This window comes from Streptomyces sp. NPDC048353, from assembly GCF_055587165.1.
In genome coordinates this window covers 564,608-584,883 of sequence record NZ_JBVJGU010000005.1, presented here as the reverse complement: position 1 = coordinate 584,883, position 20,276 = coordinate 564,608, and the positions used below count along the sequence as shown (strand labels likewise).

Here is a 20,276-nt window from a genome sequence, read left to right as displayed (position 1 = left end):
GCACCACATGACCATCATGTGCATTACCGCCCCCGTCGAGGACTTCACCGGCGAGGGGCCCGGCGGCGTCCCGTTCGTCAACGGCACCGCGACCACCAGCGACCGGGCAGTGATCGGCTACTGCCAAGGGGCCGGCTACGCCGTCGAGCCCCTCGACCATGACCCCCCGGGCGACGAGCCCACCACCGAACCGGACGGCCCGCCAGACGACAAGTCGGCGGGCCGTTCTGCTGCCCGCGGCAAGCCGAGGGGGTGACCGTGTGGCGCGACAGCCCTACGCCACCCCCGAGGCCCTCGCCGCATGGCTCGGCACACCGGCCCCGCCGGACGCCGAGCGGCTGATCGCCCGGGCCGGCGAGGACATCGACTCGGCGCTACTCACCGCGATCTATCCCGTCGATGACGACGGCGACCCGCTCGACTCGACGATCGCCGCCGCGCTCGCCTCGGCGACGTGCGCGCAGGTCGAATACTGGCTCGCCGCCGGCGACGACGGCACCGGGGCCGCGGGCAAGTGGGACTCGGTCTCGATAGGGCCCGTGTCCCTGTCCGGCCGCGCCGCCTCGACCGCGGGCGCGTCCGGCGTCGAGCTCGCCCCGCGCGCCGCCCGGGCGCTGCGCCGCGCCGGCCTCGAACCGGGGCGGGTGATCCCGTGGTGACGCGCGTCCCTCCGTCCCTGCTCCGTCACCGGATCGGCGTCGAGCCGTACCTCGGCGACGGCGCGTACGGCCCGACGTACGGGCCGCTCGTCGAGCACCCCGCGCTCGTCGGCGAGGCAGTGCGCATGGTGCGCGCCCCCGACGGCCGCGAGGTCACCAGCAGCGCGCAGATCATCGCCGGCCCGGGCCTCGCCTGTCCGCCCGGATCGCGCGTCACCCTGCCCGGCGGCCGGATTACCACGGCGATCACGACCGCCTCGCACACCGCCCCGGGCCTACCGGTCCCCGCGTCCACGGAGGTGATGTGCGAATGAGCCCGCAGCGCGCCCGACTCCGTTGGAACGGCGACGCCGTTACCGACGCGATCCGCGACGCCGCCGCCCGCGGTGTGTTGCTCGGCGCCGAGCACGTCCTCGGCGCGAGCAGGCAGCGGGTGCCGATCGCCGAGGGCACCCTCGAACGCTCGGGGGCGACCTCGGTCGACGAGCAGCAGCTCGTCGCCGCGGTGTCCTACGACACTCCGTACGCGGCCCGCGTCCATGAGGACATGACCGCCCGGCACTCCCCCGGGCGCAGCGCGAAGTACCTCGAAAGCGTGCTGCCCGAGACCGCGGGCGAGGTACAGGCGCTGATCGCTGCGCAGATCCGGCGCGCGCTGCGATGACCTACACCGTCGATCTGCTCGACGGTCTCGCCCGCCTGCTGCACGAGCAGGGTGTCGGCATCTACCGCACCGACGGCCCGTACGCCGCCGGCGAGACCGCGATCACCGTCGCCGCCCTTCCTCCCGCACCCGACCGCGTCATCTGCCTGTCTGCCTACCCGGTCACCGACTCGTCGGTACTCACCGACACCACCACCGGGATTCAGGTACGCACCCGCGCCGGCGCCGACCCGCGCGAGGTCGACGCCCTCGACGACCAGGTGCACGAGCTGCTGCACGCGTCCGGACCACACCGGTTCGGCGCCGTGCCCGTGCAGCTCGTCTTTCGCGTCTCGGCCGCCCCGATCGGCGCCGACTCGGCCGGCCGCTGGGAGCGGTCCGCCAACTACTACGCCCGCGCCCACCGCGCGCACCCCAACCTCGAATAGGAGGCGCCATTGAGCACCCCGACGCCCCCGGCCGAGACCGTAACCGCGCTCGCCCGCCGGTACCGCCTCGAACTGGATATGAGCACGACGCCCGGTACCCCGGCGTGGGCATTGGTCCCCGGGGTCACCGAGTTCACGCCGAAGATCGAACCGACTCAGCAGGAGGTGACCACCTACGACGCCGAGGGGTGGAGCGAGCAGGCCGTGACCATGCTCGCGTGGTCGATCGAGACCACGCTCGCGCACCGTGCGCACCCGACGACCGGAGTGTTCAACGCCGCGCAGGAAGCACTCAGGAAGGCGTCGCGATCGTTCGGCGCGAAGAGCTACGTACGGGTTCGCTACTACGACCGCAACGGGGCCCCGGACGCGCAGGAAGGCACGGCCCTGGTGACGTGGGAGCCCGACGGAGGCGGCCCGGATGAGGTCGACACGATCAAGGTGACGCTTACCGGTTCCGGCCCCCTCACCGAAATCGCGAACCCTGTCGCCGGCGGGGGCACGTTCGCCGCCGCCGAGGCCAAGACGCTCAAGACCGGGGGTGATGCGTAGTGGCGTTCGAGGCTCTCGACGAGCTGCTCGACGAGCGGCTCGAACTGCCGGTCGCCGGCCGCCTCTACACCGTGCCCGCCCCGTCTGCCGAGATTGGTCTGCGCACGCAGGCGCTGATCAACGCCGCCGCGGTCGCCGCGGACGGCGGACGGGCCGACGAGCAGGTGCTCGGCGACGCCGCCGAGCGCGACCTCTATCGCGAGGTACTCGGGACCGCGCACGATCAGATGATCGCCGACGGCGTGAAGTGGCCGGCGCTCAAGCACTGCGCGATCACCGCCATGGTGTGGATCGCGCAGGACAAGCAGGCCGCGGAACGGTACTGGAACGCGGCCGGCGACCCTTCTCGACTGGCCCCGAACCGGGCAGCTCGCCGGAACCGATTGGGTGCGGCGAGCTCGACCCCGAGTCGGGGCTCTACGAGTGGTACGAGTACCCGCCCGGCACCCGCCCGAGGAAAGGGCAAGAAGGGCCGCAAGCCTCACTGACGTGGGCCGCAATCCTCGCCGAGTGGCCGCTCGTCGAGGCCGATCTGCACGAGGTCTACGGCATCGACCTAGGCACCCCGGGCCTGCTGAGGGCCCGTTCGTGGCGTTGGCTGCGCGTGCGCATCCTCGCCCTGCTCTCTGCTGAGTCCCGCCTCGCGCGGGTCCTCACACCTCCGCCTGATTCCTCCCCGACGGGAGGCGCGACCCCCCGGAGGTGAGGCCCCTTGGCGCTGATGGTGGGAGAGCTCGCCGCCACTGTCTCGATCGACGACTCGGGCGCCGCCGCCGGCATGGACCGTGCCCGCGCCGCGGTGCAGTCCGGTGGCGACCGGATCGCCGCCGAGGCCGAGCGCGCCGGCGACGCTGCCGGCGACGCGCTCGGCGACGGTCTCGCCGAGGGCGCGGCCGACGGCGCCGACAAGGCGAGCTCGGGCATGGGGACCGCGCTCAAGGGGTTCGCCGCCGCAGCGATCGGTGCCGCGATCGGCGGCGCCCTCATGTCCGGGATCGGGCAGGCCCTCGAACAGTCCAAGATCCCGGGCCAGTTGCAGGCACAGCTCGGCGCGACCGGCCCGGTCGCCGCGCAGTACGGAAAGGTCGCCGGCGATCTCTACGCGGGGGCGATCGTCGACTCGGTCGCCGACGGCGCCGAGATTGTCAAGGGCATCGCCCGAAACGGATTGCTTCCGCCCGAGGCGACGCAGGGGCAGGTCAAGCAGCTTGCGACGCAAGTCGCCTCGGCCGCCTCGGTCATGGGCGAGGACGTGAGCAAGGTCTCTCGTGCCGTCGGCACGATGATGAAAACCGGGCTCGCCGACTCTGCGCAGCAGGCGCTCGACGTGCTCGTGCGCGGCTCGCAGAACGGCGTCGACGTCGCCGAGGACCTGCTCGACACGTTCGCCGAATATCCGACTGAGTTCCGGCAGCTCGGCCTCGACGCTCAGACGTCCATGGGCCTTTTGCAGCAGGGGCTCAAGGGTGGCGCGCGCGACGCCGATACGGTCGCCGACAGCCTGAAAGAGTTCACTCTGCAAGCGCAGGGAATGGGCGAGGCTACGGCGACCGCTTATGAAGACCTCGGCTTTTCCGCCGAGAAGATGCAAAAGGTATTTCAGAAGGGCGGACCGGAAGCAGCAAAGGCGCTCGATCAAGTTCTCGACAAGCTGCGTGGGGTTAAGGACCCTGCCAAGCAGAGCGAGATCGCTCTCGGCCTCTTTGGCACTAAGGCCGAGGACATGCAGAAAGCGATCTATTCGCTCGACCCTTCCAACGCAGTTAAGGCGCTCGGCGACGTCAAGGGCGCCACCGACGCCGCTGGAAATGCGCTGCACGACAATGCGGCAACCAAGCTCGAAGCATTCAAGCGAGGCATAGAGCAGAAGGTCGTGAACGTCCTCGGAACCTACTTGGTTCCGGCGCTCTCGACCGCGGCCGACTGGCTCGGCGCCGGCGGGTTGGGCGGCGCGTTTCAGGCGTCCGTCGGGTGGATCTCCGAGCATTCGACGGCGCTCTCGATCGCGGCCGGCGTGATCACTGTCCTGATGCTGCCGACGCTCGTCGCGCTTGGCATCACCGCGTGGACGACGACAACCGCGGTCGTCACCGGATGGGCCACACAGACCGCCGCCGGCGTAACCGCTGCAGCCCGGTTTGTGCTGCTCAACGCCACGATGTTGGCCGGTTGGGTCGCACAGGGTGCGGGTGCTGCGGCTGCTGCTCTGCGCGTAGTCGGCGCATGGGTGCTCATGGGTACGCAGTCCCTGATTCAGGGCGCCCGGATGGCCGCGGCGTGGCTGCTCGCCATGGGCCCGATCGCGCTCGTGATCGCCGCCGTGGTCGGCATCGTCGCGTTGGTCGTTGCCAACTGGGACACGATCGTCAACGCCACGCGCGCGGCGTGGGATTGGGTGTGGGGCAAGCTCAAGTGGATCGGAGAAACGATCCTCCAATTCTTCCTGAATTGGACCTTGGTCGGTCTCATAATTAAGCACTGGGACTCGATCAAGGCTGGCACCCTCCGCATTTGGACCGCCACCGTCGAGTGGGTGCGAGGCATCCCGGGCCGCATCGTCGACTTCTTCCTGAACTGGACTTTGGTCGGCCTGATCATCAAGCATTGGGATTCGATCAAGTCGGGAACCGTGCAAAAGGCCGGCGAAATGCTTTCGTGGGTGCGCGGACTGCCGGGCATGATCGCCGGCTACTTCGGCAATTTTGGCTCGATGCTGTACGACAAGGGCCGTGATCTGATCATGGGTCTTTGGAACGGCATCAAGGGCATGGGAAGTTGGCTCAGGTCAACCCTGATGTCTTGGGCCAAGAATTTGATTCCGGGACCGATCGCTAAAGCCCTCGGAATTCATTCACCGTCGCGTCTTATGCGCGACAAGATCGGCAAGTTCATTCCTGCGGGCATCGTCGAGGGCATCAAGGCCGGCGCGCCCGCGGTCGACCGCACCATGCGCCGGCTCGTCACCGTTCCCGCCGCCCCGCAGTTCGCCGCCGCCGGCGCGGCCCCCGCCAACGGGGGCGGCCCGGGCGGGGGTTGGGGGCCGGCTGTCCACATTGAGAACTGGCACGCCGGCTCGGCGTCCGCGGACGAGACCGCGGTCGCGCTTGCTTGGCACGCCAAGGGGAGGGGGTGACCAGTGGCCCCGGGTGATCTGGTCGCCCTCCCCGGACACGTCCAGTTCGGCGACGAGCTGCTGCTCGGCCCCCGTACCGCCTACGGGTGGCAGTCCCTCACCGGGTGGGAGGACTCCCCCGGCTACGACTCGGGGACGGTCGCCCGGGCCGACGCGCACGGCGCCTACCCGGGCCGGCTGCTCGCCGAGGCCCGGACGATCACCCTCGACGGCGTCGTGATCCGTACCGACCCCGGCCGGATGGGCGCCGCAGTGCGTGCCCTGTCCGCGGCGACCGCGCTCCGCGAGGACGAGCAGGCGCTCGTGATTCAGCTCGACGACTCCCCGCCCCTGCTGTCGTGGGCGCGGTGCATCCGCCGCGCCGTGCCCGTGGGCACGGGCGGATACGCGATCGGCGTCGTCACCGGGGCCGCGCTCCAATTCGAGGCCACCGACCCGCGCCGGTACAGCGTGATCGAGCAGCAGGTCGAGACCGCGCTGCCTGCCCCCGAGGCCGGCCTCGACTGGCAGGTGACCCCGGGGCCGGAACGGCTGCTCTACCCACTCGCGTTCGGCAGCCCGGGCAGTACGGGATCACTGCGCGCCGTCAACGAAGGGGACGCCCCCGCGCATCCCACCATCACGATCCGCGGGCCGGTCTCCCTTCCGTCCGTGACCAACGTGGGCACGGGCGAGGTGATCGAGTACGACATCGACCTCGCCGCCGACGACGAGCTGCTCGTCGACACCCGCGACGGCACGGTGACGCTCAACCGCACCGCCTCGCGCCTCTACACCGCGACGGCCCGCAGCGCCCCCGAGCAGGCTTTCGCCCTCTCCCCGGGCGCGACCTCGCTCGTCTTCCGCGCGGCCCCCGGCTCGACCGACCCCCGCGCCTCGGCATCTCTCCGATGGCGCTCCGCCTACTGGTAAGGAGGACCCCGACTTGACCGTACGTGCCGGATGGCTGCTCCCTGCCGGGCAGACCCGCGAGGACACCCGCCTAGCACCGCTGGGCACCATGGCACCGGAGTCCGCGATGACGTCCCGCGACGGCGTGATCGCCGGCGGAACCGCGCTCAACGCGACCGGGGCCGGCGCCATGCAGGTACAGATCGGCGTCGGTCGCGCCCTGGTGCAAGGCACCGAGGCGCAAGGCGCCTACCCGGTCGCCGTGACTGCCCCCGAGACACTCACGATCGGCGACGGACACGCGCAGTACGGGCGCATCGACGCCGTAGTGCTCCGGGTGTACGACGAGCTGTACGACAACGGCACACAGACCCTCGCCCGCCTCGAAATCGTCCGGGGCGCCGAGATCGCGACGCCGACCCCGCCCACGCTTCCGCCGGCCGCACTGCGGCTGTGGGAGATCACCGTTCCGGCCGGCACGTCGGCGGGCACGGGTGGGATCACGTGGGGCTCGGCGCTCGCCGACCGCCGCCGATACACCGCGGCGTACGGTGGGATCATCCCCCGCGGGTGGGGACTGTCGTTCGCCGGCGCCTACCCGGGCCAGTACCGCGACAACGGGACTGGCCTCGATCGGTGGGATGGCGCGGCATGGCAGACCCTCGACCCCGTGATCGGCTGGACCGCGCCCGCCCTCGCCGCTGGATACACCAACGGGGGTAACTCGCAAGGCACGCTGCGGTATCGGCGGATCATGCTCGGCGGCGTCCCTCACCTGCAATGGCGGGGCGGCGTCTCATGGGCGACCAACGCGGCGCCACCGGCGAGTGGTCAGCCGCTTGCCGCGCCGCTTCCCGCCGCCGCTCGGCCGGCGCTGCACACCTCGGCCTCGATCGCGGCCGGCGGCGTACCGATCAAGGTGGACTGCCAGACAAACGGACACCTCAAGTTCATCGGTAACCCGAGCCTCACCACGTGGGCCGCTCTGTCCGGGTTGATCTACCCGCTCGACGCGTAAGGGGGCTGACTTTGGCCACCCCCGCCTATCGGGTGCTGCTCTGCGATCTGCGCAGCGATCAGGTGCTCGACGTCCTGCCGATCACCGACGTGTCGCTCGACGACTACATAGGCAAGATCGGCACCGCCTCGGCGACGATCCCGCTTCCGAACCGCGGGGTCGCCGCCCGCGCCCGTGCCGCCGTCGAGCCCGGGCGCACGGCGATGTGGATTGAGCGCGGCCCCGAAATCTGGTGGGGCGGCGTCCTATGGACTGCCAACCTCACCAGCAACGACCGAGGGTTTCTCGGGCTACAGGTTCAGGCCGGCGGGTGGGCAAGCTACCTCGACCACCGGGCCGTATTTCACACCCAGGAGGCAACCGGCGTCGATCAGTTCGACATCGTGCGTGGACTGATCGACTACTCGGCGAGCCTTGCCGGCGGCGACATCGGTATCGAGTACGACGCCGAGCAGCTCTCGGGTACGCGACGCGACCGCACGTACAGGCGTTACGACCTACCGCGCATCCGGGAGTTGATCGACCAACTCGGCTCGGTCGAGGGTGGATTCGAGTGGAGGATCGCGAGCTACCGCGACCCCGGTAGCGGCCGGCGGATCAAGAAACTGCAACTCGGCTCCCCGGTGATCCGCACTGGCGCGAGCGAGGTCGTCCTCGATCATCCGGGCCCGATCATGTCCTACGGGTGGCCCGTTGATGCCACGGTGCGGGCGAACGTCTGGCAGTCCCGCGGCGCGTCCGACAACAAGAACCAGACCAAAGAGAGTCTGCCGATCATGTCCGAGCTGCTCGTCGACGACGAGCAGCTCATCGGCGGGTGGCCGCGGCTGGACGGAACCTCGGATTACTCCACCGTCACCGAGCAGGCCACCCTCGACGCGCACGCGCGCGCCGACCACTCCGCCGCGCTCCACCCGCAAACGATTCCCGAGGTAACCGTCGCCCTCGGCCGCACCCCTCTGTCGCCGGCGCTCCTCGGCGCCACGGTTCGCGTGCGCATCCGTGACCTGTGGTGGGCCGAGGGACTCGATCACCGGTACCGCGTGGTGGGTCTTGCGATCTCTCCGCCGGTCCGGGGCCGCCCCGAGACCGCGAAACTCAGCTTGGAGGCCACCTAGTGGCAGCGATTCCCCTTGACCTACTCGACCGCATACGAGCGCTTGAGCGCGAGGTGCGCACTCTCGCCGGCCGCGCTCAAATCCGGCCCGCGCTGAACGAAATCACGTCCGGGCTCGTCAAGATTGCCGAGGGTGGCAGCTTGGAAGTGTGGTCGCCGACCGGAACCGGCCTGTTCCGGGTCGGGAGTTTCGGGCCGTTCTTCAACCACCCCGACAAGACCGCACAGCAGGGGTTCGTGATGAACCGCGAGGACGGAACCCTTGCGCTCTCCATCCTCGCGTGGCCGAGCGCCGAGCTCGGCGGCGCCGGGACTCAGTCCATCAGCCTGTGGGACCGCGAGGGGAACATCGTCCTTTCCGACGACACCACGAGCGGGCGGTTCCTTGGCGCCCCCGCCCTGCCCCTGCCCTTTCAGCGGCTCGCCGTCGACAACGTGATCACGAGCAGCTCGTTCCTGAACGTCTGGTTCGCCACCGTGCAGGCACACAACCCCGTCGCCTCGATTCAGCTTGAGTTCGGCGCCGGCGGGGGCAGTACCTGCGAGGTGGTCGTGCAGTACCGGACCGGCGGCGAATCCGGCTGGTCGAACATGGCCACCCTCAGCGTGACCGCGCCCCCGCAAGACGTCGCGTGGAAGACCGAATGGGTCACCTTCCCGCTCCACCGCGCGCGCTTCGAGCAGCTCGTGTTCATCCGCGTGCAGGTCCGCCAGAAGTCCGGCACGAGCGGCGTGATCTGCAACCTGCTCGGCGCCTTCACCCGCCGCAGCTACTCCAACGACGACATCCCCGACCCGCCGCCCAAGACCGCCGCCGCCCGCGCGATGGCGGCGCCCGACGGCGCCGAGCAGAGCGCACCGGCCCCGGGCGAGGGCGCCGCGTACCCCTACCAGCCACCGCCGCCACCGGCCGGCCCCCTCATTCCCGAGGCCGACCCCGCGCAGACCGAGGCCGATACCCCGAGCCCCGAGCCGGGGCTGCGAACCATCGACGACTAAGGAGGGTCCGCCCCTGCTTCCCCCGTCCATTCCCACCGTGACCGTACGGGCGAGGTTCCTCGCTCCCAACGGCACCCCGTTGTCGGGCGCGCTCGTCTTTCGCGCACCGGCGACGCTCACATTCCCCGCGGCCGACGTCATCCTCGGCGGGCCGGTATCCGTACAGCTCGACGCACAGGGCGCGATCGAGGTCGCGCTGCCCGCCACCGATGCCCCCGACATGGAACCGTCGGGGTGGGCGTACATCGTGACCGAGCAGCTCTCGGGAATCCCCGTGGGACGCTCGTACAACATCCTGTTGCCCCGGGCGCAGCCCGAGGTCGACCTCGCCGACATCGCCCCCACCGACCCGAGCAAGCCGAACTATGTAGGCGTACCGGGCCCGCAAGGTGAGCGGGGCGAGACCGGTCCCCCGGGATCGCGGATCTACAGCGGCACCGCCGCCCCGGTCGCCGGTTTCGGCGTCGACGGCGACCTCTACGTGCGGTACGAGACGACGACGTTCCTCGGCGTCACCTCGACGACCGTTTCGACGTGGCAGCGGACCGCCGGCGCGTGGGCGCAGATCGGCGGCGACGTCCGCGGCGCGGCGTGGTACCTGAACAACACGACCACGCCGAGCACCTCGACGCGCCCGGGCGACTTGCTGCTGCGCACCGATACCGGCGACGTCTGGCAGCGGACCGCTAGCGGCTGGGGGACGGCGGTCGGCAACCTGAAAGGTCCGAAGGGTGACCGGGGCGACGTCGGTCCGACCGGCCCGGGCGGCGTCGTCCAGTCCGTCAACGGCAAGAGCGCCGCCTCGATCACCCTCACCGCCGGCGACGTCGGCGCCCTCGCCGCCAGCGCGGCCGGCGCTCCGAACGGCGTCGCCACTCTCGGCGCCGACGGAAAGGTGCCCGCCGCGCAGCTCCCGACGAGCTCGGGCGGCGGAGCGGTCGCATCGGTCAACGGAAAGACCGGCACGGTCGTCCTCACCGCGGCCGACGTCGGCGCGCTCGATCAGGCCGCCGGCGACGCTCGGTACGTGCAGCCGGCCGGCATCCCCGTGACCTCGGTCGCGGGCAAGACCGGGGCGGTCGCGCTCGTCGCCGCAGACGTCGGCGCCGAGGCCGCCGGTACCGCTGTCCTGCTCACCGGCGCGCAGACTGTCGCCGGCGCCAAGACGTTCAGCAGCGTGCCGTCGAGCTCGGCCGCGCCGACCGCCGACAACCACCTCGCGCGGAAGTCGTACGTTGACGCCCTCGGCGGGGGCGAATGGCGCGCGTCCGACCTCGGTCTGCTGACGTGGGCGTTCGATCCTGCCCTCGGGCACTCCGCCCCGCTCTACCCGGGATCGGGACCGATCCGAGTCACCGCGGTATACCTGCGGTCGGCGGCGTCCGTGACCCGGATCGTCTGGCACTTCGGCGGGTACGCCGGCGGTCTCACCACGGGATCGTGGGCCGCGCTCTACAACTCGGCCGGAACGCGCGTCGCGCAGACCGCGGACCTGTCGACCGCGGGCGCCGAGCCCGCCGAGGTCCACAACGCCGGCGGGGCGACAGTCTCAAGCCCACTGACCGCCGCCTACTCCGCCGCGGCCGGCCTGTACTACGTCGCGTGGCGATTCCAGTACAACACCAGCACCGGCGACGGCCCGATGATGCTCGTCGCCGAGAGCTCGTTCAGCGCGCCGCCCAACGTGTTCGGGCTGAACAACGTCCGCCGCTTCGGGTCCTACGCGACCGGCGCCGCGACGGCCCCCGCCTCGATCACTCTCGGCTCGATGGAGAACGGCAGTAACCGTTTCTGGACGGGGCTCGCGTAGATCCTCGCCCCGCTCATACCGACGCCCCGCGCCCATGTGGCCCGGGGCTTTTTCTATGCCCGGAGGACCCCCTTTGCAGTTCATCACCCGCGCCCAGTGGGGCGCCCGCCCGTCCCGACACGCGCTCACCTACATAGGCAGCACCCGAGGCGTGAAGATCCACTATGAGGGCACATACGTGCCCGAGTCCCTCGGGGGGCCGGACGCGCACGGGCAGTGCGCCGCTCGCGTCCGCTCGATTCAGGCGAGCCACCTCGCCAACAGGGAAGAGGACTACTCCGACATCGCGTACAACGCGCTCGTCTGCCCGCACGGCGCAGTGTTCGAGGGCCGCGGCGCGCACCGCAAGACCGGTGCGAACGGCACGGCCGCGCTGAACGTCGGGCACTACTCGGTGTGTGCGCTGCTCGGTAGCTCGGGATTGACCGAGCCGACCGACGCGCAGCTCGCCGGCCTCCGCGACGCGATCGAGTGGCTGCGCGAGGACGGCGACGCCGGCGACGAGATCCGCGGACACCGTGACGGGTACGCGACTGCGTGCCCCGGCGGCCCGCTGTACGCATGGGTGCAGCGCGGCGCCCCGCGCCCCGGCGGGGGCGGCACCGGCACGCCGGCGCAGCAGTACGAGCCGTTCCCGGGCGCCGACTGGTTCAAGCGCAACCCGCGGTCCCCGATCATCACCGCCATGGGTCGCCGACTCGTCGCCGAAGGCTGCTCGGCCTACCGCGAGGGCCCCGGCCCGCAGTGGACCGAGTCCGACCGACAGAGCTACGCCCGGTGGCAGCGCCGCCTCGGCTACCGCGGCGACGACGCCGACGGGTGGCCCGGCCGTAAGAGCTGGGACGCGCTCAAGGTCCCCAACGTCTGATCACACCTCCCTCGCCCCGTCCGTAACGACCGCGGGCGGGGCGCCCCATCTTTCAAGAGAGGAACCGCTCATGACTGACGCATCCCGCCGTACCCTCCGCACCGTCGTGCAGACCGGGCTCGCGCTCGCCGTCCTGCTGCCCGCGATCGTCGACGCGTCCGGGATTCCTGCCACCCTGCCGTGGGTTGCCGCTGCGCTCGCCGTCGCCGGCGGTACCGCGCGGGTCATGGCTCTGCCCGGTGTGCAGGCCCTGCTCCCGTCGTGGCTGCACACCACGCAGCACCGCGACGACGAGCTGCTCGCCCTCGACCACGACCAGGACGGGCGCCGGTGACCGATCCAACTCCGGGCGACGTCGCCCTCGAACTCGAACGGCTGCGCGGCGTCGTCGAGGCAGGGTTCGCCCGCCTCGACGGCTCGCTCGCCCTGCTCGTGCAGCGATCCGACCAGACCGACGCCCGCCTCGCCGATCATGAGAGCAGGCTCGACGCTCTCGAAAAGAACCGTTGGCCGCTCCCGAGCGTCCTCGCTCTGGTCGCCGTGTTCGGCCTCGCTCTCACGCTCTGGCAGCTCGCCAACCGCTGAACGCAACGCGCCCCCGCCACCCGGTGTGAATCCGGGTGGCGGGGGCCTTTTTGTCGTTGAAGCACAACGGAGAGGGCTCCCACCGAGCCGCCGGGCGGAGCCCTCTCCTAGGGACGTCATGTCACCGTGCGAATGACCTATCCGGCCACGGGCACGGGATGCTGCACGTCCCTCCCTCCGCCATCCGCCCCCGCGTGGGAGACGTAGAAAGGGCGGATCGGGGGTTCTGGTGGCCGCTTGGCATGGCGCCCGCGCGTCTGCGCTTGTGTGTCCGCTTCCGGAGCGGGCCGAGCCCTCCCGCGAGGGGCCTCGATCAGCACCCGCACCGGTCGGTTGTAGCAGTAGCAGGTGTACTTGATCCCGGGGCGGTCCGGTGGGGGCGAGACCGCGCGGCGGGGGCTCGGCATCGACCAGTAGATCGCCGCAAGAGCGATCAGCGCGAGACCGACTGCAAGACCTGTGACCGCGATAAGGGCCCAATCGGCAGGTGCGAGGTTCACGCCGCCACCCCCTCAGCCTCGGCCAGTCGGAACCACACGGCCTTTCTCGCCTGCCTACCGCCATAGCCCATCGGCTCAGGGGCGGGCTTACGCGTCACACCCCAAGCGTTCGCGAACGCGTCGATGAGCAGCATCCCTCGGCCGTGCTCGCCGTCGGGACTCCACTCGTCAAGCTCCGGCAGGGGGTGCGGGCGGTTGTCGTAGACCAGTACGAGCACCCACTGCTCGGCGACCCGGGCCTCGACGATGATCTGCGGCGTGCTCGTGTGTACGTGCACGTTCGTGACCACTTCCGACGCGCAGACGCGTGCAGCGTCGGCGAGCTTCGGGTGTCCGGTGTCGCGGAGGAGAGTAACCAGCCAGTCACGCGCGACACGGGGCGTGTTCGGCAGGTTCGGCCCGAGAAACACGTACGTCTCGGGTGGTGCGGGAGGTGCTAAGGCTGCGATCTTCATTCGTCGTCTCCCAACGCTGTCTGAGCTCGCGCTCGCCATGCGTGGCATTGGCCGTCCCCGGGGCACGCCAACGGCGTGCGCTACGGCTGCACTTCGGACTTACTGGCGCGGCGCGGTGCTGCCCAGACTGTAGGGGGCATACATGCCCCGGGGCAAGGGTGCCCCCCTCTCTTAGTGACAGGAGGTGGACCCATGGCACGGTTACGCGGCAGACTCGGGTCAACGACAGGGGAAGGGACCAATGCCACCGAGGGACAACCCGACCGCACGGCAACAGCGCCTCGGCACCGAGCTGCGGAAGCTGCGCGACCGAGCAGGCAAGACGGCGCGCGAGGCCGCCGGCCTTCTGTCGACTGACCAAGCAAAGGTGAGCCACATCGAGGCGGGCCGAATCGGTGTGAGCGAGGAGCGCATTCGACGGCTCGCGACGTTTTACCAGTGCGACAATGAACCCTTGATCGACGCTCTGTGTGCGATAGCGCGTGAGCACCGGGGGCAACATTGGTTCGAGAAATTTCGAGGCACGCTCGACCCCGCATGGCTGAACATTGCCGAGCTCGAACACCATGCCGTGGCTATGCGATCGATGCAGAGCATCACGTTTCCCGGGCCGTTTCAGACGGAGAACTACGCCCGCGCCCTATTCTCTGGCGTCACGCCCAAGCTGCCCGAGGATGAGGTCGAGGCTCGTGTCGAGCATCGTTTGAAACGGTTCTCGATCTTCCAGCGGGAGGCCGGTGCTCCGCAGTACACAGCGATCATCCATGAGGCTGCACTGCGTATGCGCTTCGGCGGTCGCAAGGTGGTTCGCGAGCAGCTCGAATATCTCATCGAGGTCTCAAAGCTGCCGACGGTGCACATTCGAGTCATCCCGTTTACAAGCGAGGATTTCATCGAGGTCACGCAGCCGGTTTTGTATGCGAGCGGCCCCGTTCCTGAATTGGACACCGTTCAGATCGACAGTGCTTTCGGCGGACGCTTCTTGGATGCCGAGGCAGAGTTGAAGAAATATCGGACCCTGCTCGACATCGCCGAGCACGCTTCACTCGATCCGGAAGGGTCGAGAGGGCTAATCCACCACATCGCAAGGGAACTGTGAGAAACAGGTAATGAGCGCATCACCCATCAAGTGGCAGAAGTCGTCTTTCTCCGGGGGCGGCGGCGAGAACTGCGTCGAGCTCGGGATCGACAAGGACGGCGCGATCAAGATGCGCGAGAGTGACGATCCGAGCGTCGAGGTCACCACGACCCGCGAGAAGCTGGCCGCCTTCATCGCCGGCGTCAAGGCGGGCGAGTTCGACCACCTGCTCAGCTAGCACTCGCCGTCGCGTAGCAACCGTGCCCCCCGGCCCCTTGGGTCGGGGGGCACGCGCATATGCCAATCCGGCCCCGGCGGCATGTATGCCCCGGTGCACACTTGCCCACCCCACCACGTAGCAGTACGGTCACTCTGCGCCGCACCGACGGGTCGATCTCGGCAGGACCGTGCCCGGAAGTGCGGAAATCTCCCTATTAGCAAGCCTGTTGGGGAGAACCCCCGAGGGTTGCCCCCTGCTGGCACGCTTGCACGGCGTTGCCGACAGGGGGCAACTATGTCACTCGATCCGGAGGGTAAGACCGTGGGCGCGTCAGCCGGTGTGATCACCGTCAACGGGGCAAGGTTGCCCACCTTCACCAAGCCGGCCGAGGCATCTGTCGCGCATGGGTTTCTGTTCGAGGTGCTGCGGTACGGCTCGCAGACCGCACACCGGGCCGCACCGGTCGCGGCCCCGCGAGTGCTGCCTACCTCCCGTGACGCGATACGCCTGCTTCGCGTACAGGTCCGCACGGCGCACGTGTTCGGCATGAACCCGCACGAGATCGAGCGAACGGTCGAGTGGGCCGAAAGCGGATGGCGGCACGCCCTCGCTCTGCTCAACTCCGGTAGGCACTGCGGCCTCACCGTGGTACTGGGGACCGGGGCGGTCGCCGAGTGGCAAGTGACTCCCGTGCGCTATCTCGAATTACGCACGCACGCCACGTACGTACCACCCCACATCCGCACCTCACGACCGGAATTGAGCTCATGAGTACGAAGATCATCACCGAACACCCCGGATGGCACACGACGGCCGACGGCGATCGGGCCCGTCTCGTCGAGCACGGCGGGACCGTGTGGCTCGCCCTGTGGAACAACGCGAACGCGCACCTCGCCCTCTGGCCCATCGAGGGGGACGGCGCCGCCGAGCAGCCGACCCCCGCCTACACCTCGCCGATCGAGCTGCCAGCGCCGAGGGAAGCGGGGCCGTTGCTAGCCGAGTTGGTCAGCCTGGGAACGGTCGCCCGCCTCAACAACCCCTCGTTGTGGGACTCGATCACGACGGCGATCCTCCGCCAGGTCGTAAGTGCGAAGCAGGCCCTGCGGAAGCACCGGGCGTTCTACGGCGCGTACGGGCGGACGATCGTCACGATGGCCGGCGACTTTCCGCTCGTACCGTCCCCCGAGACGGTGCTGGGCCTCTCCGACGACGGGTTCGCCGCCGTCGGGACCAAGTTCAACCGCACGGCCCTGCGTGCCGCCGCCGAGGCGTACCTCGACCGGGGCGAGCACTGGGCAACGCTCGACCCCGAGAGCCTGATCAAAGAGCTCGTCGGGGTGCCCCGTATCGGCCCGTGGACGGCGGGCGCAGCCGCGGCCGACTTCACCGGCGATTTCTCGATCTACCCGCACGGCGATCTCGCCGTGCGCACGTGGGCCCGGAAGGCGGCCCCCGGTCTCGAATTCCCCGCCAAAGAACCGGAGTTCGAGGCCATGTGGCGCCGGTGGGCGCCCGTTCGCCCTCAACTGCACGCCCTGACCCTGTTCACTCTCACGTGGGGGAGCAATGACCTTAACGGCCGCCGAGGACACCCGAGCGACCTCTGACCTGATCGCCGGCACCGACCCGAACCGGGAGCTCGACGCCCTGTTCGTGAACGCGCCGCTCCGCGACTACGCCCTGCGTCCCCGGACCAACGACTACACGCTGCCCGTGCTGGGGATGGCCTACATCGCCACGTACGCGCAGCAGGGCGGTTTCAACGTCGGTGTACTGGACGCCGAGGCGCACGGGCTCGGCGTCGAGGCGACGGCCCGTCTGATCAACGGCATTCGGCCTCGGTGGGTGGGGATGAACCTGCTCGCCCCCACGTACGAGATGTCGGCCCGGATCGCCGCCGGGCTCGACCCCGACATCGCGCTCATGGTCGGTGGGCACCACGCCCGCGCGATGCCCGATCGCATCCTCGACGACCCTCGCATGACCAACCTGCGCGCCCTGGTGATCGGCGAGGGCGAGCCCCGGGTCGCCGCGCTCCTGGCCGACGAGCGACGGCGTGCCGAACTGCCCGGGGTCATGTGGCGCGACCGGCTGCTCGGCACGCACGCCGCCGGCATCGCGCGCGACAAGGCGGCCCACTGGTTGAGTCCGGACATCGACACCCTGCCGCTCGTGAACCGCGAGTTCCTGCCGCAAGACCCGTACGTTGCCGACGACGGCCGGATCGAGGCGAACATCGTCGGCTCGCGCGGGTGTCCGTACGACTGCGGATTCTGCGGCGCAGCCGTCTCGGCGAACCCCGACGTCAAGATCCGTCCCCGGTCACCCGAGGGCATCGTCGACGAGCTCGACCACCTGTACGAGACCTACGGGACGACCGCGTACCGATTCGTCGACGACCTGTTCCTCGGCGCGAAACGCGTGATCGTCCCGCAGATGGAGGCGTTCACCCGGCACCGGATCGGTGACCGGTACGTGTGGGACGCCACGGGGCGGATCAACGTGTTCGATCGGCTCGACGACGACATGCTCGACACCCTCAAGGCGAACGGGCTGCGCGAGGTCGCCCTCGGGATCGAGTCGGGGAGCGACCGGGTCCTCGCGGGCATGGACAAGCGCATCACGGCGGAGATGACCGAGCAGGTCGCCGAGCGCCTGCTCGCGCGCGGCATCGGTGTGAAGGGGTATTTCATCCTCGGGTATCCCGGGGAGGAGCAGGAAGACCTCGACGCCACCGTGCGCCACATCCACAACCTGTGGAGCGCCGCCGACCGGTACGGCGCCGGCAAGTTCCGGGCGAGTGTGTTCGAGTTCCGGCCCTACCCCGGAACGCCGATCTGGACGAAGCTGACCGCCGAGGGGCACAACCCCGACGCCCTGCTCGCGTACTCCGACGTCGACCTCACCGCCGACGGTGCCGACGAGTCCATGCGCGCCCGCGACGAGTTCAATTTCTCGGTCGGCGTCCAGTTCGGCACGGTCCCGCTCCCCAAGCTGCGTGCCACGCTCGCCATGCTCACGCGCGAGCAGCACGACCGGAACCTCTTGGGGGCCGCCGCGTGACCAAGTACGCGGGGATGTTCGTCACCATCGACGGGCCGAGCGGCGTCGGGAAGTCCACCACGGTCGCCGAACTCCGACGTCTGCTCGCCGACCGGGGCGACAGCGTCCACACCACGACGGAACCCTCGACGAGCGAGCTCGGCGACTTCACCCGCGCCAACGCCAACTACATTCACGGCCGCGCCCTCGCCTGTCTCGTCGCCGCGAACCGGTACGAGCACATCGACGTCGAGCTCGTCCCCATGCTCAAGGCCGGCGACACCGTCCTCTGCGACCGCTACCTCGCGTCGAGTCTCGTCCTCCAACAGCTCGACGGCGTCCCAGAGCCGTTCGTGCTCGCACTGAACCGGCACATCCTGCTGCCCGACCTGGCCGTGATCCTCACGGCCGACCCGGCGACCATCGCCGCCCGGCTCGCCGAGCGCGGGAAGCGCCACCGGTTCCACGACGACCCAACCGGCCCCCGCCGAGAGGTCGAGCTCTACCGCGAGGCGGCGCAGACCTTGATGACCCTCGGCGTCGAGGCACTCGTGCTCGACTCGACCGACGCCACCCCTACGGATGTAGCGAAGCGAATCGCCGACGCCCTGCCCCCGTCCGGGGGTAGCGTCGAGAACCCCAGCAAGCACGACGACCCCACGGTGAACTCATGAACGCAGCACTCGCGACCCCCGTGATCGACACGCACGTGATCCTGCGCGACGGCGACAAGGTGCTGTTGTCGCAGCGCGGGGGCCCGTACGGCTACGGCCGGTGGCACGCCCCGTCGGGCAAGCTCGACGCCGGCGAGCCTCTCACGGTGGGCGCCGCGCGCGAACTGCGCGAAGAGACCGGCGTCGAGGTCGACCCCGAGCACCTGCGGCTCGTGCACGTCGTGCACCACAAGCAGGATGCCGAGACCGAACGAATCGGCCTGTTCTTCCTGGCCACCTTGTGGCAGGGCGAGCCGGTCAACCGCGAGCCCGAGAAGTGCCTCGACCTGCGGTGGTGGTCGGTGCACGAGCTGCCCGAGGACATCATCGAGTACCCCGCCGCCGGGCTGCTCGGCTACCTCAAGGGCGGCGAGCAGCTCACCGAGCACGGTTGGTCGTAACCCTCCACCAACCCGTACGTCTCCGCCCGTCGGCGCCGCTCACCCGAGGCCCGGCGGGCGGAGTCGTTTTGACTACGCTCCGCCGTCCGCCGGTGCTTCCGCCTCGACCCCGAGGTGCCGGTGCAGGTCGTAGCGCGACACCTTGTAGGCGCGCCCGTGGCGCAGAACGCGCACGGGGTACCGGCCCGTCCGGGCGAGGTGGTAGCCGGTCGTCCGTCCAAGGTGGAGCGCGCGGTTCGCGGTTTCCAGCGGGACGGCGACCGGAAGCGTCATCAGCTCGCGGTGTGTCATCCCCTGCTCTGTGGTGCTCATCCTGTGCCCCCTGTGACATCGGTGTGCACGTCGGCCCATTGATGCCGAGTAGTGCCTAGATCAGCAACGTACGATCAAGGCTGGCGCTTTGCAACCAACAAAGCTAGCTTTGCGATATGCACAGTTACCGGTCAGCGGGCGACGTCATCGCCGCACAGATCCGCCGGCACCGCGAGCGCCTCGGCATGAGCCGGGACGACCTCGCCGCCGAGTGCGCCCGCCTCGGGCGTCCTGACCTCACGTACGCCGTGATTGTCAGCATCGAGACCGGCCGGTCCGGCGGTGAGGGCAGGAAACGCCGCCCGGTGTCTGCCGACGAGCTGCTCGTGTTCGGACTCGCCCTCGCCACGCCCCCGTTGCTCCTGCTGCTCCCCCTCGGGAGTGAGGCAGCAGTGCCCACCGTTCCGACCGCCGACCCGCGCGACCCGTACACGGTGTGGCAGTGGATGACCGGCGAGGCGACACCGACGCTCGACGGCCCCATCGACGGGCGGTACGTCGTCGACTCCCGGCAGATCGCCGGAACAGGGCAAGCGTGGGCCGCAGCGTGGGCCACAGCGGCCTATCCCGCGTCTCTGTACCCCGAGTTCGAGCGGCGGCTCACGGCCGTCCACAGGGCGTATCTGCGCACGGAGACCAACCAAGCGAAGGGAGGTGATGCCGAGGCAGAGACCGACTATCTGCACCGTCTCGAAGAACTCGCACGCCACATCGACGACATGGTGCGCGCGGGGCTCAAGGTCCCCGCCCTACGACGTCACCTGATCGAGGACATGAGGGGGCTCGACATGCTCGACAACCCCGACTCAGTCACAGCAGAGGAATAGGACG

The 20,276-nt window shown here is 69.7% G+C and carries 26 protein-coding genes; 24 read left to right on the top strand and 2 right to left on the bottom strand.

Annotation, left to right across the window (positions count from 1 at the left end; all coding sequences use genetic code 11):
- Nucleotides 1-7: 7 nt before the first annotated feature.
- The 16 genes from ACZ6RC_RS21335 (at nucleotide 8) to ACZ6RC_RS21260 (ending at nucleotide 12,724) form a co-directional block, all read left to right on the top strand.
- Nucleotides 8-256 carry a hypothetical protein gene (locus ACZ6RC_RS21335; RefSeq protein ID WP_469585442.1) on the top strand — a complete coding sequence of 83 codons (249 nt, stop codon included), beginning with the start codon at nucleotides 8-10 and terminating at the stop codon, nucleotides 254-256.
- 4 nt (nucleotides 257-260) lie between these two features.
- Nucleotides 261-659 (top strand): hypothetical protein, encoded by a 399-nt coding sequence (locus ACZ6RC_RS21330; protein WP_469585440.1) that lies wholly within the window; start codon nucleotides 261-263, stop codon nucleotides 657-659.
- Nucleotides 656-973 (top strand): hypothetical protein, encoded by a 318-nt coding sequence (locus ACZ6RC_RS21325; protein ID WP_469585435.1) that lies wholly within the window; start codon nucleotides 656-658, stop codon nucleotides 971-973. The genes ACZ6RC_RS21330 and ACZ6RC_RS21325 overlap by 4 nt, the downstream gene beginning before the upstream one ends.
- Entirely contained in the window at nucleotides 970-1,323 is a 354-nt protein-coding gene (locus ACZ6RC_RS21320) for a hypothetical protein (protein WP_446590496.1), read from the top strand. Before ACZ6RC_RS21325 ends, ACZ6RC_RS21320 begins: the two co-directional genes overlap by 4 nt.
- Nucleotides 1,320-1,751 carry a minor capsid protein gene (locus ACZ6RC_RS21315; protein WP_446590498.1) on the top strand — a complete coding sequence of 144 codons (432 nt, stop codon included), beginning with the start codon at nucleotides 1,320-1,322 and terminating at the stop codon, nucleotides 1,749-1,751. Before ACZ6RC_RS21320 ends, ACZ6RC_RS21315 begins: the two co-directional genes overlap by 4 nt.
- 9 nt (nucleotides 1,752-1,760) lie before the next feature.
- Nucleotides 1,761-2,303, top strand: a complete 543-nt coding sequence (locus tag ACZ6RC_RS21310) for a phage tail tube protein (RefSeq protein ID WP_469585431.1) — start codon at nucleotides 1,761-1,763, stop codon at nucleotides 2,301-2,303.
- Complete coding sequence (locus ACZ6RC_RS21305; RefSeq protein WP_469585427.1) at nucleotides 2,303-2,791, top strand: DUF7426 family protein; 489 nt, start codon at nucleotides 2,303-2,305, stop codon at nucleotides 2,789-2,791. Before ACZ6RC_RS21310 ends, ACZ6RC_RS21305 begins: the two co-directional genes overlap by 1 nt.
- A gap of 233 nt (nucleotides 2,792-3,024) precedes the next feature.
- Nucleotides 3,025-5,436: a phage tail tape measure protein gene (locus ACZ6RC_RS21300; RefSeq protein ID WP_469585769.1), complete on the top strand. Its 2,412-nt coding sequence runs from the start codon at nucleotides 3,025-3,027 to the stop codon at nucleotides 5,434-5,436.
- A 3-nt stretch (nucleotides 5,437-5,439) separates the two neighbouring features.
- Complete coding sequence (locus tag ACZ6RC_RS21295; protein ID WP_469585424.1) at nucleotides 5,440-6,348, top strand: phage distal tail protein; 909 nt, start codon at nucleotides 5,440-5,442, stop codon at nucleotides 6,346-6,348.
- A gap of 13 nt (nucleotides 6,349-6,361) precedes the next feature.
- Entirely contained in the window at nucleotides 6,362-7,345 is a 984-nt protein-coding gene (locus tag ACZ6RC_RS21290; protein WP_469585421.1) for a hypothetical protein, read from the top strand.
- Nucleotides 7,346-7,356: 11 nt separating this feature from the next.
- Complete coding sequence (locus ACZ6RC_RS21285; RefSeq protein ID WP_469585419.1) at nucleotides 7,357-8,463, top strand: hypothetical protein; 1,107 nt, start codon at nucleotides 7,357-7,359, stop codon at nucleotides 8,461-8,463.
- A complete protein-coding gene (locus ACZ6RC_RS21280) occupies nucleotides 8,463-9,461 on the top strand; it encodes a chaperone modulator CbpM (RefSeq protein ID WP_393889053.1) in 999 nt (332 codons plus the stop codon). Before ACZ6RC_RS21285 ends, ACZ6RC_RS21280 begins: the two co-directional genes overlap by 1 nt.
- A 37-nt stretch (nucleotides 9,462-9,498) precedes the next feature.
- Nucleotides 9,499-11,271 carry a hypothetical protein gene (locus ACZ6RC_RS21275; protein ID WP_469585414.1) on the top strand — a complete coding sequence of 591 codons (1,773 nt, stop codon included), beginning with the start codon at nucleotides 9,499-9,501 and terminating at the stop codon, nucleotides 11,269-11,271.
- A gap of 73 nt (nucleotides 11,272-11,344) precedes the next feature.
- Nucleotides 11,345-12,139: a peptidoglycan-binding protein gene (locus ACZ6RC_RS21270; protein WP_469585412.1), complete on the top strand. Its 795-nt coding sequence runs from the start codon at nucleotides 11,345-11,347 to the stop codon at nucleotides 12,137-12,139.
- A 70-nt stretch (nucleotides 12,140-12,209) separates the two neighbouring features.
- On the top strand, nucleotides 12,210-12,473 hold the full coding sequence (locus tag ACZ6RC_RS21265) for a hypothetical protein (RefSeq protein ID WP_469585407.1): 264 nt from the start codon (nucleotides 12,210-12,212) through the stop codon (nucleotides 12,471-12,473).
- On the top strand, nucleotides 12,470-12,724 hold the full coding sequence (locus ACZ6RC_RS21260) for a hypothetical protein (protein WP_453835142.1): 255 nt from the start codon (nucleotides 12,470-12,472) through the stop codon (nucleotides 12,722-12,724). The genes ACZ6RC_RS21265 and ACZ6RC_RS21260 overlap by 4 nt, the downstream gene beginning before the upstream one ends.
- A 496-nt stretch (nucleotides 12,725-13,220) precedes the next feature.
- On the opposite strand, the gene ACZ6RC_RS21255 is transcribed toward ACZ6RC_RS21260, so the two are convergent.
- A complete protein-coding gene (locus ACZ6RC_RS21255; RefSeq protein WP_469585404.1) occupies nucleotides 13,221-13,679 on the bottom strand; it encodes an ATP-binding protein in 459 nt (152 codons plus the stop codon).
- Nucleotides 13,680-13,920: 241 nt separating this feature from the next.
- On the opposite strand from ACZ6RC_RS21255, the gene ACZ6RC_RS21250 reads away from it, so the two are divergent.
- The 7 genes from ACZ6RC_RS21250 to ACZ6RC_RS21220 all read left to right on the top strand — a co-directional run bounded on the left by ACZ6RC_RS21250 (nucleotide 13,921) and on the right by ACZ6RC_RS21220 (nucleotide 19,133).
- Complete coding sequence (locus ACZ6RC_RS21250) at nucleotides 13,921-14,778, top strand: helix-turn-helix domain-containing protein (protein ID WP_469585401.1); 858 nt, start codon at nucleotides 13,921-13,923, stop codon at nucleotides 14,776-14,778.
- Between the two features lie 10 nt (nucleotides 14,779-14,788).
- Nucleotides 14,789-14,995 (top strand): DUF397 domain-containing protein, encoded by a 207-nt coding sequence (locus tag ACZ6RC_RS21245; RefSeq protein WP_469585398.1) that lies wholly within the window; start codon nucleotides 14,789-14,791, stop codon nucleotides 14,993-14,995.
- A gap of 276 nt (nucleotides 14,996-15,271) precedes the next feature.
- Nucleotides 15,272-15,748 carry a hypothetical protein gene (locus ACZ6RC_RS21240; RefSeq protein WP_469585395.1) on the top strand — a complete coding sequence of 159 codons (477 nt, stop codon included), beginning with the start codon at nucleotides 15,272-15,274 and terminating at the stop codon, nucleotides 15,746-15,748.
- Nucleotides 15,745-16,584, top strand: coding sequence for a DNA glycosylase family protein (locus ACZ6RC_RS21235; protein WP_469585392.1), 840 nt, complete (start codon nucleotides 15,745-15,747; stop codon nucleotides 16,582-16,584). Before ACZ6RC_RS21240 ends, ACZ6RC_RS21235 begins: the two co-directional genes overlap by 4 nt.
- Nucleotides 16,544-18,040, top strand: a complete 1,497-nt coding sequence (locus ACZ6RC_RS21230; RefSeq protein ID WP_469585390.1) for a B12-binding domain-containing radical SAM protein — start codon at nucleotides 16,544-16,546, stop codon at nucleotides 18,038-18,040. The genes ACZ6RC_RS21235 and ACZ6RC_RS21230 overlap by 41 nt, the downstream gene beginning before the upstream one ends.
- Nucleotides 18,037-18,693, top strand: coding sequence for a dTMP kinase (gene tmk, locus ACZ6RC_RS21225; protein ID WP_469585386.1), 657 nt, complete (start codon nucleotides 18,037-18,039; stop codon nucleotides 18,691-18,693). Before ACZ6RC_RS21230 ends, tmk begins: the two co-directional genes overlap by 4 nt.
- A complete protein-coding gene (locus ACZ6RC_RS21220; RefSeq protein ID WP_469585383.1) occupies nucleotides 18,690-19,133 on the top strand; it encodes an NUDIX hydrolase in 444 nt (147 codons plus the stop codon). The genes tmk and ACZ6RC_RS21220 overlap by 4 nt, the downstream gene beginning before the upstream one ends.
- 72 nt (nucleotides 19,134-19,205) lie before the next feature.
- Here ACZ6RC_RS21220 and ACZ6RC_RS21215 read toward each other — a convergent pair whose 3' ends face one another.
- Entirely contained in the window at nucleotides 19,206-19,445 is a 240-nt protein-coding gene (locus ACZ6RC_RS21215; RefSeq protein ID WP_469585380.1) for an integrase, read from the bottom strand.
- A 116-nt stretch (nucleotides 19,446-19,561) separates the two neighbouring features.
- On the opposite strand from ACZ6RC_RS21215, the gene ACZ6RC_RS21210 reads away from it, so the two are divergent.
- The gene (locus ACZ6RC_RS21210; RefSeq protein WP_469585377.1) at nucleotides 19,562-20,272 is read left to right on the top strand and encodes a helix-turn-helix domain-containing protein; all 711 of its coding nucleotides are present in this window, start codon (nucleotides 19,562-19,564) and stop codon (nucleotides 20,270-20,272) included.
- Nucleotides 20,273-20,276: the final 4 nt, after the last annotated feature.